The 14,841-nt window shown below is 50.1% G+C and carries 15 protein-coding genes; 10 read left to right on the forward strand and 5 right to left on the reverse strand.

The genetic code is table 11. The annotated features are described in order from the left end of the window. Positions 1-19 precede the first annotated feature (19 nt). Complete coding sequence (locus ACLHV8_RS26200) at positions 20-724, reverse strand: IS6-like element IS26 family transposase (protein ID WP_001067855.1); 705 nt, start codon at positions 722-724, stop codon at positions 20-22. A gap of 216 nt (positions 725-940) precedes the next feature. Between ACLHV8_RS26200 and ACLHV8_RS26205 the strand changes: the two genes are divergently transcribed. The 4 genes from ACLHV8_RS26205 to ACLHV8_RS26220 all read left to right on the forward strand — a co-directional run bounded on the left by ACLHV8_RS26205 (position 941) and on the right by ACLHV8_RS26220 (position 8,665). Further along, on the forward strand, positions 941-2,452 hold the full coding sequence (locus ACLHV8_RS26205) for a UvrD-helicase domain-containing protein (protein WP_000811656.1): 1,512 nt from the start codon (positions 941-943) through the stop codon (positions 2,450-2,452). 122 nt (positions 2,453-2,574) lie between these two features. Continuing rightward, entirely contained in the window at positions 2,575-3,603 is a 1,029-nt protein-coding gene (gene traF, locus ACLHV8_RS26210) for a conjugal transfer protein TraF (protein ID WP_001209375.1), read from the forward strand. Between the two features lies 1 nt (position 3,604). Then, positions 3,605-5,038: a conjugal transfer protein TraH gene (locus ACLHV8_RS26215; RefSeq protein WP_000256129.1), complete on the forward strand. Its 1,434-nt coding sequence runs from the start codon at positions 3,605-3,607 to the stop codon at positions 5,036-5,038. Between the two features lie 12 nt (positions 5,039-5,050). Then, positions 5,051-8,665, forward strand: coding sequence for a conjugal transfer protein TraG N-terminal domain-containing protein (locus tag ACLHV8_RS26220; RefSeq protein ID WP_000534551.1), 3,615 nt, complete (start codon positions 5,051-5,053; stop codon positions 8,663-8,665). A 37-nt stretch (positions 8,666-8,702) separates the two neighbouring features. Here the strand turns inward: ACLHV8_RS26220 and ACLHV8_RS26225 are convergent, their stop codons facing one another. Beyond that, complete coding sequence (locus ACLHV8_RS26225) at positions 8,703-9,065, reverse strand: hypothetical protein (protein WP_000683483.1); 363 nt, start codon at positions 9,063-9,065, stop codon at positions 8,703-8,705. Positions 9,066-9,780: 715 nt separating this feature from the next. Here ACLHV8_RS26225 and ACLHV8_RS26230 point away from each other — a divergent pair. Genes ACLHV8_RS26230 through ACLHV8_RS26245 form a run of 4 tightly spaced genes read left to right on the forward strand, consistent with a single transcriptional unit; the run spans position 9,781 to position 11,753 of the window. Continuing rightward, the gene (locus ACLHV8_RS26230; RefSeq protein ID WP_000356489.1) at positions 9,781-10,053 is read left to right on the forward strand and encodes a transcriptional regulator; all 273 of its coding nucleotides are present in this window, start codon (positions 9,781-9,783) and stop codon (positions 10,051-10,053) included. After that, on the forward strand, positions 10,053-10,586 hold the full coding sequence (locus tag ACLHV8_RS26235) for a transglycosylase SLT domain-containing protein (protein ID WP_000790610.1): 534 nt from the start codon (positions 10,053-10,055) through the stop codon (positions 10,584-10,586). The genes ACLHV8_RS26230 and ACLHV8_RS26235 overlap by 1 nt, the downstream gene beginning before the upstream one ends. A gap of 10 nt (positions 10,587-10,596) precedes the next feature. After that, complete coding sequence (locus ACLHV8_RS26240) at positions 10,597-11,205, forward strand: hypothetical protein (protein ID WP_000891157.1); 609 nt, start codon at positions 10,597-10,599, stop codon at positions 11,203-11,205. Beyond that, complete coding sequence (locus ACLHV8_RS26245) at positions 11,202-11,753, forward strand: FlhC family transcriptional regulator (RefSeq protein WP_001020646.1); 552 nt, start codon at positions 11,202-11,204, stop codon at positions 11,751-11,753. Before ACLHV8_RS26240 ends, ACLHV8_RS26245 begins: the two co-directional genes overlap by 4 nt. A 59-nt stretch (positions 11,754-11,812) precedes the next feature. Here ACLHV8_RS26245 and ACLHV8_RS26250 read toward each other — a convergent pair whose 3' ends face one another. From ACLHV8_RS26250 to ACLHV8_RS26260, 3 genes are read right to left on the reverse strand one after another with little or no spacing between them, the layout of a single operon-like run. After that, positions 11,813-12,232 carry an H-NS family nucleoid-associated regulatory protein gene (locus ACLHV8_RS26250; protein WP_000651490.1) on the reverse strand — a complete coding sequence of 140 codons (420 nt, stop codon included), beginning with the start codon at positions 12,230-12,232 and terminating at the stop codon, positions 11,813-11,815. A gap of 1 nt (position 12,233) precedes the next feature. Next, positions 12,234-12,527, reverse strand: coding sequence for a hypothetical protein (locus ACLHV8_RS26255; protein ID WP_000919078.1), 294 nt, complete (start codon positions 12,525-12,527; stop codon positions 12,234-12,236). Between the two features lie 16 nt (positions 12,528-12,543). After that, the gene (locus tag ACLHV8_RS26260) at positions 12,544-13,527 is read right to left on the reverse strand and encodes a ParM/StbA family protein (protein ID WP_000077458.1); all 984 of its coding nucleotides are present in this window, start codon (positions 13,525-13,527) and stop codon (positions 12,544-12,546) included. Between the two features lie 498 nt (positions 13,528-14,025). Between ACLHV8_RS26260 and mobI the strand changes: the two genes are divergently transcribed. Both mobI and ACLHV8_RS26270 read left to right on the forward strand, forming a co-directional pair. Beyond that, positions 14,026-14,565, forward strand: coding sequence for a conjugative transfer protein MobI(A/C) (mobI, locus tag ACLHV8_RS26265; protein WP_001447712.1), 540 nt, complete (start codon positions 14,026-14,028; stop codon positions 14,563-14,565). A gap of 4 nt (positions 14,566-14,569) precedes the next feature. After that, on the forward strand, positions 14,570-14,841 hold a 272-nt coding region (locus ACLHV8_RS26270; RefSeq protein WP_128502101.1), incomplete at its 3' end, for a hypothetical protein.

Consider the following 14,841-nt stretch of genomic DNA (forward strand, 5'->3'; position numbering starts at 1 on the left):
TTTGTCTTATTCAAAGGCCTTACATTTCAAAAACTCTGCTTACCAGGCGCATTTCGCCCAGGGGATCACCATAATAAAATGCTGAGGCCTGGCCTTTGCGTAGTGCACGCATCACCTCAATACCTTTGATGGTGGCGTAAGCCGTCTTCATGGATTTAAATCCCAGCGTGGCGCCGATTATCCGTTTCAGTTTGCCATGATCGCATTCAATCACGTTGTTCCGGTACTTAATCTGTCGGTGTTCAACGTCAGACGGGCACCGGCCTTCGCGTTTGAGCAGAGCAAGCGCGCGACCATAGGCGGGCGCTTTATCCGTGTTGATGAATCGCGGGATCTGCCACTTCTTCACGTTGTTGAGGATTTTACCCAGAAACCGGTATGCAGCTTTGCTGTTACGACGGGAGGAGAGATAAAAATCGACAGTGCGGCCCCGGCTGTCGACGGCCCGGTACAGATACGCCCAGCGGCCATTGACCTTCACGTAGGTTTCATCCATGTGCCACGGGCAAAGATCGGAAGGGTTACGCCAGTACCAGCGCAGCCGTTTTTCCATTTCAGGCGCATAACGCTGAACCCAGCGGTAAATCGTGGAGTGATCGACATTCACTCCGCGTTCAGCCAGCATCTCCTGCAGCTCACGGTAACTGATGCCGTATTTGCAGTACCAGCGTACGGCCCACAGAATGATGTCACGCTGAAAATGCCGGCCTTTGAATGGGTTCATGTGCAGCTCCATCAGCAAAAGGGGATGATAAGTTTATCACCACCGACTATTTGCAACAGTGCCGGTTACGGAGGTGGCTCAAGGTAAAGCCCCAGACTGGTGGACAGATCTGGATTGTGAAGTATCCCTCCTCCGAGAAGAAAAGCGGATCAGTACGTTCCTCTCGACACAAAAGAAGCGCATCACTCTCCAGATGTGTTTGTCGTAGGGGGCCTCATGAAACAACTTCCTCCTGACACACCAGAACAATCACTGATCACTCAGTACAAAGGGCCTCGCCTTGTCGTTAAGGCCTACGCTGGAACGGGTAAAACCACGACACTGGTGAAGTACGCCCACAACAACCTCGATTCACGTATCCTCTACTTGGCATACAACAGGGCTATCCGCGACGAGGCAAGAGAAAAGTTTCCTGCAAACGTAGACTGCAAAACGTCCCACCAGCTTGCCTACGCCACTATAGGAAGGGGCTACCAGCACAAACTCTCCGGCAACCTAAGGCTCACCGATATTGCCCAAGCGGTGAATACCAAGAACTGGACGTTTGCCAAAGATATTCTCGATACGCTCAACGCCTTTATGTGTAGTGCAGACATGCGGATTCTTTATACGCATTTTGCTCGCGCCGATACGGGTAAAGTGCTTACGTCCAAACAGGAGAGATACCAAATCCAGGTGGTCGAAGGTGCTGAGCTCATATGGAAACGGATGACAAACGTTCAAGATCCGTTCCCGACCGTACACGATTGCTACCTCAAACAGTATCAGCTCGGGATGCCGAATCTGTCTCGCCGGTACACCACCATTCTTTTTGATGAAGCACAAGACGCTAACCCCGTAACAAGTAGCATCGTCCTACAGCAGAACTGCAAGGTAATCCTGGTTGGAGATCGCCACCAGCAGATCTATAGGTTCAGAGGCGCAAACAACGCCCTTGATAGCAAAGAGCTCATGAACGCCGACCAACTCTATCTCACTCATAGCTTCCGCTTTGGCCCCAACGTTTCGCTGGTGGCAAACGCCCTTCTTGAACTCAAAGGTGAAACACGACCTGTTGTTGGCCGGGGACCAGCAGATCAGGTACTCATGTTTTTACCAGGTGACGTGGGCCACCGCGCAATACTTCACCGAACCGTCATGGGGGTTATAGAGACGGCGCTCTCTGCGACCGAATCCGGAGCGCAGGTATTCTGGGTCGGTGGAATCGACGCTTACCAGATCAATGAGCTCCAGGATTTGTACTGGTTTTCGATGGCAGAGCCAGACCGGGTAAAGAATAAGAAACTGCTTGATGAGTATGAAGACTACTTCGAGTATCAAGAAGTAGCGAAGGCGACCAAAGACCCTGAGATGATGAGGGCTGTCAAGATCATCAACAGCTACGATGAAATCCCTGAACGACTCACCACTCTACGACGCAATACAGTCAAAGAAGAGTTTGGGGCTGACATTACGGTCTCAACAGCTCATCGGTGCAAAGGGTTGGAGTGGGACTTTGTTCAGCTCTATGACGACTTTCCGGATGTCCTGGACCCAGAGCTCGACCCAATGGCCCGTGACGATGAAATAAACCTGCTCTACGTTGCATCCACCAGAGCGATGCGAATCCTTGCGTTGAACAGCGCTGTCGAGATGGTTATCCGCTACATCACCCAAAAACGCATGGTCGAGAAGCAGATGAAGATGGCCGCAGAAGCGACAGAAGTTGAAGAGGACACGACCAAATAGTTTGGTCAATTCTTTCACATGTGAAAGTTGACAAATAAAACGCTCTAAGCGCCCTAAATGGGCGCTTACACCTGCCTAATTTCACGCCTCCCACCTCTACCATATCGAGCATGGGAAAATACGTGCGTGAGACTATGAAAAAATCACCTTTGAATTTACTGCTCCTTGCAGCGCTCACGCTGGGGGCATCACACCAGGCTTGGGCTCAAGATGGCACAAGACCTGGTTTTTATGAGCGAAAGGAAGAGGGTTGGTTCTGGTACAAGGAAGAGCCCAAAGAACCAGAGAAAAAACCCGAAAAGCCCAAACCAAAGCCTGTGGCAGAAGCGAAGCCTACACAGCCTAAGCCTGCTGCTCCGCTTCCGAGCGGCCCAGAAATGTTCTCAGCGGAATGGTTCCGGGAAAACTTACCCAAGTACAAAGACCTTGCTTGGAACAATCCTACCGTTGAAAACGTCAGGACGTTTCTCTACTTGCAACGATTTGCGATAGATCGCTCTGAACAATTTTCCGATGCTACAGAGCTGGCGGTCGTAGGTGATCCTTTCTTGGATGAAATTACTCGACGTCCTGCTGCCACGTTTGCCTCACAACAAGTTGATCGTGACGCTGGTAACGCCAAAAACATGCTACTCAAAAGCGTAGCCGAACGCGTAGGGATATTCTTCTTCTACAAGTCCGACGATGACTACAGTGACTTGCAAGCACCGCTCATCAAGATGTTGGAACAAGGAGAAGGATTCTCGATCATTCCTGTATCTATGGACGGCAAACCACTCCCCAGTGGGCTTTTCCCCCATTACAAAACCGATGAAGGCCATGCCAAACAACTTGGTATCGTAACTTTCCCTGCTGTTTACCTCGCATCTCCAGACGGTCAGTTCGCTCCTATAGGACAAGGGCCAATGTCTCTTCCTGAGCTGAATCACAGGATTTTGGTCGCAGCAAAACGCAATGGTTGGGTCACAGACGAAGAGTTTAACCGTACACGTCCGGTACTCAACCTGGAAAACAACATAGCCGAACGCTTGGCCTCACCAGAGCTGGGCTCTGACCTCAAACAGCTATCTCAAGCGAGCGGTGATAAAGACAACTTTGTGCCACCGGAACAACTCATGAAGTACATCCGGGACAAATTACAGGAGAACTAAGATGGTCACGCACAAGACATTAAAAAGGAGCCTGCTTGCCCTGAGTGTGGCGGCCAGTCTCGTCATGGCACCGACAGGGGCGATAGCCGCTAACGGCCTCCAATCACAGATGGACAAACTCTTCAATGAAATGAGCAACACAACACCACCTGGGGTTTATGAAAGCCAACGACGTGGCGTTTTAGCTGGTGGCCGGTTCACTGCAAAGACACGAATCTTCGACGAGAACCTGGTGAGCTTTGCCCCTCCATCATGGAAAGCTGGTTGCGGTGGTGTAGATCTGTTCGGCGGTTCGCTTTCCTTCATTAACGCGGATCAAATTGTCCAACTCCTTCGGGCTGTAGCAGCCAACGCCAAGGGCTATGCCTTCCAGCTTGCGCTCGATAACGTTTTCCCGGACGGAGCGAAGTGGATAGAGAACTTCCAGAAGAAAGTGCAAGCGCTCAACCAACATCTGGGCAACTCCTGCCAGCTCGCTCAAGGTTTCGTGAACGACCTAACCAGCGGCATGGACCTTAAACACAAAACTGATGCTTCTATAACCGCGACAACTTCCGGCCTGTATGAAGACTTCTTCGGGTCCAAGCAGGAAACCAGCGGCAAGAGTCCTCTGGAAGAACTGAAAGCCAACAAACCTGACGAATACAACAAGATGATTGGCAACATCGTCTGGAAGCAACTCAAGAGCAACAACGCCAACACCTGGTTCCAGTACGGGGATAACACCCTTCTTGAAGCGATCATGTCTTTAACCGGCACAGTCATCATTGGTGATCTGGTAAACGACCCGAACTCAACCGGCACTGGTGCGAAAACAACTCCTCTGACGACCCTACCAGGTAACAAGATCACCTTGTCAGACCTGATTTCAGGCGGTTCTGTTGAGATCTATTCCTGTGATTCTGATACGACCAACTGCCTGAGTGCTGGCTCCAGCAATAAAACTGTCGTGCTCAAAGGTATCAAGAACCAGATCACCGATATGCTGTTAGGAACAAGCTCTACACCTGGTGTGATCTACAAATACGCAACGAACTCTGGAACCTTAACCGACCCAGAAAAGGCCTTTGTTTCTAACCTCCCCGGAGGGATTGGCACCATTGTTCGTAACTTGTCTGTCCTTTCACAGGACGGCGCTAACCTGTTCGCAACAGAGTCATCAGGAGCGATAGCCCTGACCATGATGTATAGCTTCTCGGAAGAGTTCTTCCGCGCAGCTCGCATTGCGATGGCTAACAGCAAATCACCCTACAAGAAAGAGGCACTAGAGCTTCTCGCGCAATCGCAACAGCAAATCCGTGCTGAATACACAATCCTGTCCTCTCAATACGGCGATCTGGCAAGCCAAATTGAGAAATACAACAACCTACTGGACAACATCCGCAAGCAAAAATACATGCTGGCAACTTTGTCCAATCCTCCTAGCACGAACTAAGGAGCTATTGGAATGGGATCTTTTTCAATCCACTCTATCGGTGACTCTGCTTTTCTGGAGCAAATCCTGATTGCAGTATCAATGATCACCGGCACCGGGGATTTCGAGAAGATGGTCAGTATTGGCCTGCTTCTTGGGGTCTTGATGATCTGTATTCAGTCCGTCTTTCAGGGCGCAAAGCAAATCAACCTCCAGCAAGTGCTGGTAGGTTGGATTCTATATGCCTGTTTCTTCGGCCCAACCACAACTGTGACTATCGAGGACGCTTATACAGGGCAGGTTCGAGTCGTCGCCAATGTCCCTATTGGGGTAGGCTTTGCTGGAGGTGTCATATCCAACGTGGGATACACCATCACCAATTTGTTTGAAACTGGATATGGGGTAATCGTACCCAATGTCACGGAAAGCCACTTTTCCGAAACACTGAAACTGTTGAATGACGTCAGACGGCGAGCCTATGACACAGGAGTTTTTACTGCGCTTAACTCAGCAAATGGAGGCGGCTATGTTGACGTGAGGCGTTCCTGGAACAATTACATTCGGGAATGCACGTTAACCAAAGTCGATCTCAACCTAATGTCCCTTGATGAGTTGATGAACCGTTCAACTGACTCAGCTTTGCGATTCAACTCACAGCTCTACGGAACTAGGTTGTATTTGTCTACAGCAAACCCTGACGGCGCTGACTACACATGTACTGACGGATGGGTGGCTATTAGCACTGCAACCGCCAACCTAAGCAGCCCGGTTGTTGTTGATGCTCTTAACAGCCTACTGGGTATTGACACGTCAACTGGAGACAACGCTCTAACGAAGCTGACCGATTCGCTTCAAGCGATGGGTGCCACAACTACGTCATCAATCGACTATCTGAAAGCCGCCGTTCTGGAGCCCCTCTATTATGAAGCCGCAGCAGGACGTTATCAGGACCTCCAGGATTATGGCTCTGCATTGATGGTCAACCAGGCTATTCAGCAACGGAACACACAGTGGGCCGCAGAGCAGTCGATGTTCATGACCGTCGTCCGACCAATGCTGACGTTCTTTGAAGGCTTTATTTATGCTATAACCCCGATCATTGCTTTTATTATCGTGATGGGCAGCTTCGGCCTCCAGTTAGCCGGGAAATATGTACAAACCATCCTCTGGATTCAGCTATGGATGCCAGTCCTCTCAATTATAAACCTGTTTGTTCATACCGCCGCGTCAAATGAGATGTCTAGCCTCAGTGCTGGTGGTCTCAACTCCATGTACGCTCTTTCCTCAACTGGAGATGTTCTGCAACACTGGATTGCAACCGGCGGCATGTTGGCTGCGGCCACTCCGGTGATTTCCCTGTTTATCGTCACAGGTAGCACCTACGCCTTCACCAGCTTGGCATCGAGAATAAGTGGTTCTGACCACGTTGACGAAAAGATGCAAACGCCAGATCTACTCAAGCAAGGTCCGGTTATGCAAAGTCAGCCAGCGTACAATCACAACCAGTTCAGTGGTGCGATTGCAAACGGCGCAGAAAGCATGATCAGTACCTTCTCGCTTGGCTCCACCTTGGCATCAGGCGTGAGCTCCGCACAGGCATTACAAAGTCAGAAATCGGAGGCTTTCCAAAGCACTCTTGGTCGAGGTTTTTCTGATGGAGTAAGTCAGGATCAAGCCTATTCAAGACTCTCCAATGTCGGGCGCAACGTTTCGTCGCAAAACACAGCTCAAAGCCAATTGATCAACCAGCAAGCCAAGAACTTCATGGATAAGTTCCAGGTGGATGATAGCCACTCTGATGCTGTCAAAGGTGCTTTTGCCATGCAGGCTATGGGCACACTCGATGTTGACGAAGCTGCGTCCATGCTTATGCCTATGGTTGGCAAGGCCAGGGCAGCAATGAAGGCCGCTGCTGGTGTGAAATCAAACAGTACAGCCCTAGTTCCTGCTGGTGGTAATGGCGAATCAGGCGGCGGCAGTGATGTCCTGGACATCAAAGCGCAAGCGAAGGGAGCAACAGAGTCATCAACTCAAGACTCTTCAAGCTGGTCAGCGAGTGATGTGTCCCAGTTCATGAAGGGTGTGAGCTATTCGCAAACCGATAGCCAGGCGTTGACAAATCAATTAGCGCAGGGTTTCAGCCGTTCTGGAAGCGAGTCATTCAAGCAAACCTGGGGCGATAGCTTATCCCAGAACCTATCCAAGTCCGCTTCTGAACTGGTGTCTGCATCGGACACCTTCACAACAATGAGTCAGCTCCAAAACCAAATGGGCTCCATGACTAATACCGACTTTAAAACTCTCGGTGGTGCAGTAGCACAAACCCCTGCGGCCATGAACCAACTGAATGACTATTTCCGAAATGCCGCGCCGCAATCGGTTAAAGACGAGGCGGCTTCACTACAGCAAAGATACCAAGCCTACGGAATGTCTCCTCAAGTGGCCCAGGCAGCAGCGCGAATGACAGCAATGACCAACTCCAAAAATTACGAACAGGGTAAGGAGCTTGGCGGGTATCAAGCCGCACTACAGGCGATCAATACCGCGTCCGGTCGCAACGGAGCATTTAGTGGTGATGCTTACGGAAATAACGGCATTGAAGGCCCGAATGTTCAAGGCCTACCAGGTCAGGTTCAAGGGGCTGTAGGCAGTGGACCTAACATCCCAACCGGATTCCGGGAGAATGTGGCTGGGATGGCTGGAACTAATCCGGCATCAGAAGCTGGGCAGTTACCAACGAATAGCCCCCTTGTTCAAAATGAACATGCAGCCGGTACGTCAGCTCTTCATAACCAAGCACAGCAAACAGAGCGAAATGTATCTGCTCCTGAACTGAAAAAAGCCCAAGATAACCTTATGAACTCGCTTCCGGAAATGTCTTGGAGCGCTTCGGCGTGGGGAGCGTGGGACAACTCCAGTGATTGGATGGGCCGCAGAGCTGAACAAGCAGGTGGAGCTCTCATTGCTGGTGGTCAAGCTGGCGCTGATGCGTTCTCAAGAGCGATGGATCAAATGAGAACGATGACACCTGAACAACGCGACCAATTCATCGCGGCCACTCAACGCGGCGACCAGGCCGTGCAAGAGGAGTTTGGCTGGGCCGGTGATGCGATGGTCGGTATGGCTAAACTTGGCCGCAACGTCATGGGAGCTGCTGCAAGCGGCTATGATGCAGCGAAGGAGTGGTTAACTGGTAAATCTGATCTATCGGAAGCCGCTAAAGGGATGAGCATTGAGGAACGCGGCGCGTTCTATGCAGCAGCGCTATCCTCTGCCGCAGAAGCTGGTGGTGGAGCCGCGCAGCAGTTTATGAACCAGTACGGTGATGAGTTCAAAGAAACGATGCAGTCTATCGCTCAAAGCCGTTATGGGCTGACTGAATCCCAAGCCGCTGTTTATGCCGAATCGTTTGACACAAACGAAGGTCGCATGAACCAGGCTGTTCAGAATCTGAAAATGGAGTATGCAGAACGTAACCCGGATGGCTCACCGATGATGCAAGGAGGTCAGCCTGTTCTTTCTCAGCAAAACGAAGAGTTTACGGACAAGCTGGTAAACGTATTGCAGAACTCGACGGAAGCTGGAGACCGTTCAGGTAGCTATTTGACTGCCGTCAGGGGGTACAACATAGCAAATCAAAGGTTCTAAAAGACCAACCAAATAATAAGGGGGCCAGCAGGCCCCCTTATTCGTCTCCAGCTCCAATATGGAAGCGCTGGTCAAAATCATAGGAATCTTGAAACCCACCAGTTTGTTTTTTTCTGCGCCGGGTAGGTGGTGCCTCTTTATATGCTGACCGCGCAACGCGGATAAAGCACGTTAGTCCAAACAGAGCCCCGACAACCAAAGCAACTTGCCACTGGAAGTAAGCGATCCCTCCCCAAAAGATAACAGCAGCCCAAAGGCTTTTGTGAACCAGAAATAGGAAACGAGCACCCCAAACGCCGAAGGGAGCCAGCGCCACACCAAGTCCCCAAGGTGTGTCAGCCATCATGGCTATTCCCAGAAGCACCATTCCCAGCAGAAGAATATTGACCACATGTTTCATATCAACCCCCTTACTCTTTACCTCCAGTTTACCACGGCATCAAAAAATGCAACTGTGAAAGTTTGACTATTTTTTGCTAAACAACCATTCCATTGGCAACTTCTTCGATTAGAATTTGCCCTCAAACTTTCACATGTGAAAGTTTGCCCTTACGGAACAAGGCGTTTATTGACAAAGCATTACATAGTTGAACATGTCAAACAAATCGCATACACTATGGAATAGGCCATTGCTAACGCTTTGGTCCCCATCTGCAACACCGCAGAGTTCTCTTTCTCAAATATCTCTTTCTGTAAACACCATCATCCTTGTGTGGTCGGGATGCGCCTTTGCCTTCCCTGCCCTCCTCAGCTCCTGCTGTATTCGCAATTTCAGCCCTCGCTGTATCCCTAAAATCACTTATACCTAAACGCTATTTAATATCACAAAATACCGCACTCCCCGTGCGCTATTTCCGCCATTCTTTTGGCGCACTTTCCATTACTATCGCAAAAATATCCGTATCCCATTGATTACTAAAAGTATTGTAACTTTGTTCCGTCGGTACAAAGTTAAGCGTATGTTTTTAAAGGTTTTTTATTGTTGACAGCATCATTATTTGGGCTTGTAAAGGCGCAAAATGTGTCAGTTTGTGACAATAGAAGAACTCTAAAAGCGTTCATCGAATAACGCACTTTTTGTATGGCTAACAACGCAGTTTAAAGGGTGGCAAACAATGGATAAATGCCAATTGATAGACATCCCAAGCGACCCAGAGAAGAAACGTGAGTGGATCAAGTACAAACTCAAGATCCAGGGGCTTTCTCTGGCCGCATTGGGCAGAAAACACAAAACATCTCGGCAGGTGGTGTCTACGGCACTCTATAAGCCCAGTCCACGCTGGGAACATGAGATAGCTACAGCTTTGGGTGTGAAGCCGTCTGAGATTTGGCCGGAGCGGTACGACGAAGAACACGAAATACCCCTCAGACATAAGGAGGCAAGCTGATGAAGAACAAAGCCAAGGCGCTAGTTCTGTCTGCGGCTCTCCTTTCATCAACAGCGAATGCTATTGACCTGAGCGGAACCATCTTCGACAAAGCAGCGAAAGCATATAACCTCGACCCTCTTCTAGTGTATTCGGTCGCATTGGCCGAATCTGCATCAGGGAGAGGTAATGGCTCTATAAGTCCTTGGCCTTGGACGCTTCGCGTTCCTGGGCTTCCTTTCTATGCTAAGTCGGAAGATCAGGCAAAGGCTAAGCTCGCTGAGTTTCAGCAGCAGTACGGTCGTGCCATTGATGTCGGGTTTATGCAAGTGAGCATCCGGTGGAATGGTCATAGAGTTTCTTCTCCAGCAGATCTTCTCGACCCAGAGACCAACGTCATGGTTGGGGCAGAGGTGCTATCAGAAGCCATTCAGTCATCTCCAAATGACTTGGAGCTTGGCGTTGGCCGCTATCACGCCTGGGAAGACGAAATCCGAGCCAGAAACTATGGTAGCCGAGTCTTGGCTATCTATCGCAACCTTCGTGATTTGTGAGGGGGGCGGAATGTTGGAACTGGATATTATTGGTGCGTGGGATGCAAGAGCCGTCAACCTCGATCAAGAAGAAGCTGATAGAAACGTCTACGAGTTCGATCTGACATTGTGGAACCTGCTATCCACTCTGGCAAAAGAACGTCCAGATGATGCGGCCTCACAATTTTCTTTGGGCATGGACACCGTTCAAAAGCTGTCACTGGCAACACCTTCCCAATTGGAAGCTCTGGCCTCTGGCGTGTTGATCTCTTTCAAACTCGAAACAGCAGAGCAGAACATCATCACGCGACTCTCTGGCGACTACGACCCTGTAGTTTTTATCAACCATAGTGTTGATGAATTTGATGCTGCCTACTGGTTGCTATTTAACCGCGTCGCATCGAGAGACCCGGAGATGGCAAAGGAAGTTTTCGGGGTTTCGAGAGAGCTTGCGGAGCTGGTGGCTAAGGCAACAGACAGCCAGTTGCGCCACATGTCTGGAACAACGGTTACGCATTTTACGCTTCGTTTTGCTCCGAGCATCATTGAAGAAATTCTCGATGACAGCCGGGAAGAGTTAACACACCCGGTATTGAAAAAACTGCAACAGTCTCTACAGGGACGTGGGAGGTGGAGATGAACATTGGCAACTCTGGTACATTGGGTCGCTGGGTTACAGCTCGACACATGGCCCTTGCTGGGTACATCACAAAAATCATCATGATCGAGACTGGTCTGACCTACAAACAGGTCAGACGGCTTTACCAGGATCTGGAGAGGGACGGATATACTCTGGAACGAAAATCCAGAACTTTCCGGGGTGGTGCGACACTGATTCATAGTCACACATCCAAGATACAGGCCTCTCTTCTAATGCAGCTCTACTTCAACATTGGTGGAGAAGCCGTGTTGCGGTCTGTGAACATCAAAGCCTTGAACAAGGCATTTAGAATGTATCACGCAATCCGCAAAGAAGTGCCCGGAATGAAAGGTGCTCGGTGGGCTCCGTTTGATATTACTGATGCCTGGTGTCTTGCTTCGGAGCTGAGAAGTGGGGACGCAATGCTGGAGGTGTGCGACAACTGCAAGTGTACGTACTTCACCTCTGTTAATCAAAGAACCTGCGTTGAATGTCCGTTCTGCAAAGAACAAGGAAGGCATGGTGGTGGGGAGAAAGAGTGTGCTTGAGTAGACTATGACATTTCGGACCAGAAGATGAGCGCCCAAACTTTGCGGCGCTCATTTTTTTACTTCTTCTGTGGGATACGGTAGCGCTCCAGCTCGACAGCTCCCAACCCCTTGAAAGCATCCGGGCGACGTCCTTGCCCACTCCACGAAACTCCGTCTTTTGAATATTTAGCATTATCAGGTTCTGATCTGCTCGTGAACATTTCGTTGAGCAAGCCGATGTCCACACCGCAGGATTCCATGTCGCTCATTATTCGCTCAGCCTGAGCTCGCTTTTCTTTTTCTTCTTCTTCTCGCTTTTTGTACTCTTCCTCCAGTTCATTGAGAACGCCCTTCATTCTGTCAATGATCTCCCGAACTTCATCTAACGGGAGTCCTCGCAACAGGGTGCGAATGCGGCTTTTACGCTTTAACTCTGCGATTATTAACTCTCTACGTTCAGCCGCTGATAGCGTAGAGAACTCCTCGTGGTCTTTCATGTCATACGGAGCCCATCAGTTTTCCTTTAAGTGAATCACGTTGAGAGTTCAGTTTTGCGTCAGTCTGCACTGGCGAATTTTGATGCTGTGCAGGTTGACTCTCTGAACTCTGTTGCTCAAAAGACCCAATGTTGCCAGAAAATCGAAGAGAATAAAGACCCAATAGAGCAAGGGCGCGGAGCCGATCACTACGCGCCTTATGCTGCATCTGGGACAGTTCACGATAGAGCTCCGGAAAGGCTTGCTCCGATATGTTCAGATTAGATATTTTTCCATCCCATTTGCTACCAGCCACAACGACCTCCTATCTATCAGCCGCAGAACCAGAAGCCCCTGGCATTGGATGCCACGGATTCGTTGGGCAGTACGATCCTGCTCTTAGGGAAAAGCTCCTTGGCCGCATCTTGGTAAGCCTCGGCACCGCCGCCAGCCAGCAGAACTACGTCAGCATCCATCCCGTCCTCACGCATTGACTTCCGCATAGGGATCAAGGCGTTTTGAGCGACTTTGGTTGAGGCTTTCTTGAAGTAGTCTTTGATCGATACCTTTTCACCGTAGAGGAAGATTTCGGCCTTACCGGCACGAATAGCTTTCTCGATCTTTTCGATGCCAGGGGCACCGCCGTGGTCTTCCTGAATTAGCCGGTCCGTTTCCTGTAGCAACACCGACATCGCCTTGAGGCTGGTGCCAGATGAGTGATAGCGGACCTCTCCCTCTTCAAGAGCTACCCAGTCTACAGAAAAGAACCCAGGGTCAATTACAACGGTTTTTCCTCCCTGGATAATCTCCAGGAGGTCTTCATCTTTGGTTGAACTTACAACATCCATGTAAGCACCGGCAGGTTGAGGTACAACCACGACAGACTTAACCGCTACCGATCGTTTTGGCGTGATCTGGTGTTCACCCTCAAGCCGAGATTTCAACGCCTCTCTGCGCTCTACGTCCATGTACTGACTAACAGGCAGGCCAGTCACCAGCACATCGATCTCCTTCTGCTCGGACATCAGGAGTGCAGCGTAGAAAAGAGCCTTGTATGGATTGGTCGAAGGATAGTCGCCGTGAAGCTCACGCTCCCATCCTTGCAATCGGTCAGGCTCGACGCCTGCAACCCATTTCTCTCCATCAATCACAACCTGAATGCAGGTCCCTGCACCGCCAGTTAACTGTTGTGGCATCAGTTCCAATGGACCTGCCCCCACCGGCATGACGACTGTGCGAGCTTCCTCACCTTTATACCCCATTGCCATTTTCAGGTTGGAGTAACCAATATCCAAACCCAGAACAAATTGACTCATGAAATCCTCCAAAGATTGCTTTTAGATTGCTTTTCGATTGCTTGCCGCGTGTTGGATAGAGAATAAGGCTAAAAGCGGGGACAGATGGCCTGTGTAATTGCCCAAAAGGGGCATATAGGTTGCTTTTCGGTGGCTTTTTGATCGTTGAGTAAGGGAACCTATGGGAACGCTGCACGGATAGGCTCAGATAAACAGACCTTACCCTCGCATCGAGAACCGCTTGCCCTCCAGCATCGAGAGACGGTGGTAAAGAGGCATTTGGAATCTTTGATGCCATATCCAATATATCTGGAATCTTTAAATATAGATTCATATGTAAAGAGGCTGTGAAAGAATAAGAGCATCAAGATTCCAGATAGATAGAGGGAAATTTGACAAATTCCAAAGATGGGTTAGCCTAGTGACAGAACTAGATTCCAGTATTGGAATAATCAGCTTTAAATTCCAGATAGATAGTTATGTGGATAGGAATTGGATAGGAATTGGGAGGGTATTGAGGTGAGTCTACCAACAGAGCGATGGCTAGATCTGCTAGATCCGAAGCTCGAAGAAGAACGATCCGAGATAACAGAGGATCTGCTAGAGGCAGAGGGACGAGAGTTTGTTGCAGAGGTACGGAGCAAACTGGATCACGCCTTAGCGGTTCTTGCTGTCGAGGCGCAGCAGGAAGCGGACATGTACTGGAACGCGCACAAATCAGCGCGTGAAGAAGCGTCAGAGGACGAACAAGGGCGTGTCGGTACACGGGTTCGCATTCTAGGCGTATCACTCGTTGCAGAGTGGTATCGCAACAGATTTGTCGAACAAGTTCCCGGACAAAAGAAAAGGGTTCTATCGACACATATCAAGAAGGGTCGCGGTCATGCCTACAGCATGTCGCACTTCAAGAAAGAGCCTGTCTGGGCACAAGAGTTGATCCAGCAAGTTGAAACCAGGTATGCCGTGTTAAGACAACGCGCCACTGCCTTAGCAAAAATTCGCCGGGCGCTAAACGAGTACGAGCGCCAGCTAAACAAGACACATAGCGACGAGGTGTGACAACATGACAGCATCTGTAGCGGCCACTGAATTGGCGAAACTGGGGAAATGTGAAGCGATGATCAAGAAAGTCGCCAGCCATCCTCGCCCTGCCCTGTCAAAGCGCCCACAATCGCCACAGGGGACAGATAGCACCCTTCGGGGTGAGTTCGCTCATTTCCGATATGAAGCGGCAGCCCTGCGTTTTATGAGCGGCACTGCGGGGGCTAAGCGTCGCATCTACCAGCTAGTGTTTTCAGCGACGGTAGCAGCGGGAGCATTGACAATGCTGGCGGC

Origin of the sequence: Enterobacter sp. CPE_E863, assembly GCF_046521465.1 — a bacterium.
In the GTDB taxonomy this organism is placed as follows: Bacteria; Pseudomonadota; Gammaproteobacteria; order Enterobacterales; family Enterobacteriaceae; genus Enterobacter; species Enterobacter adelaidei.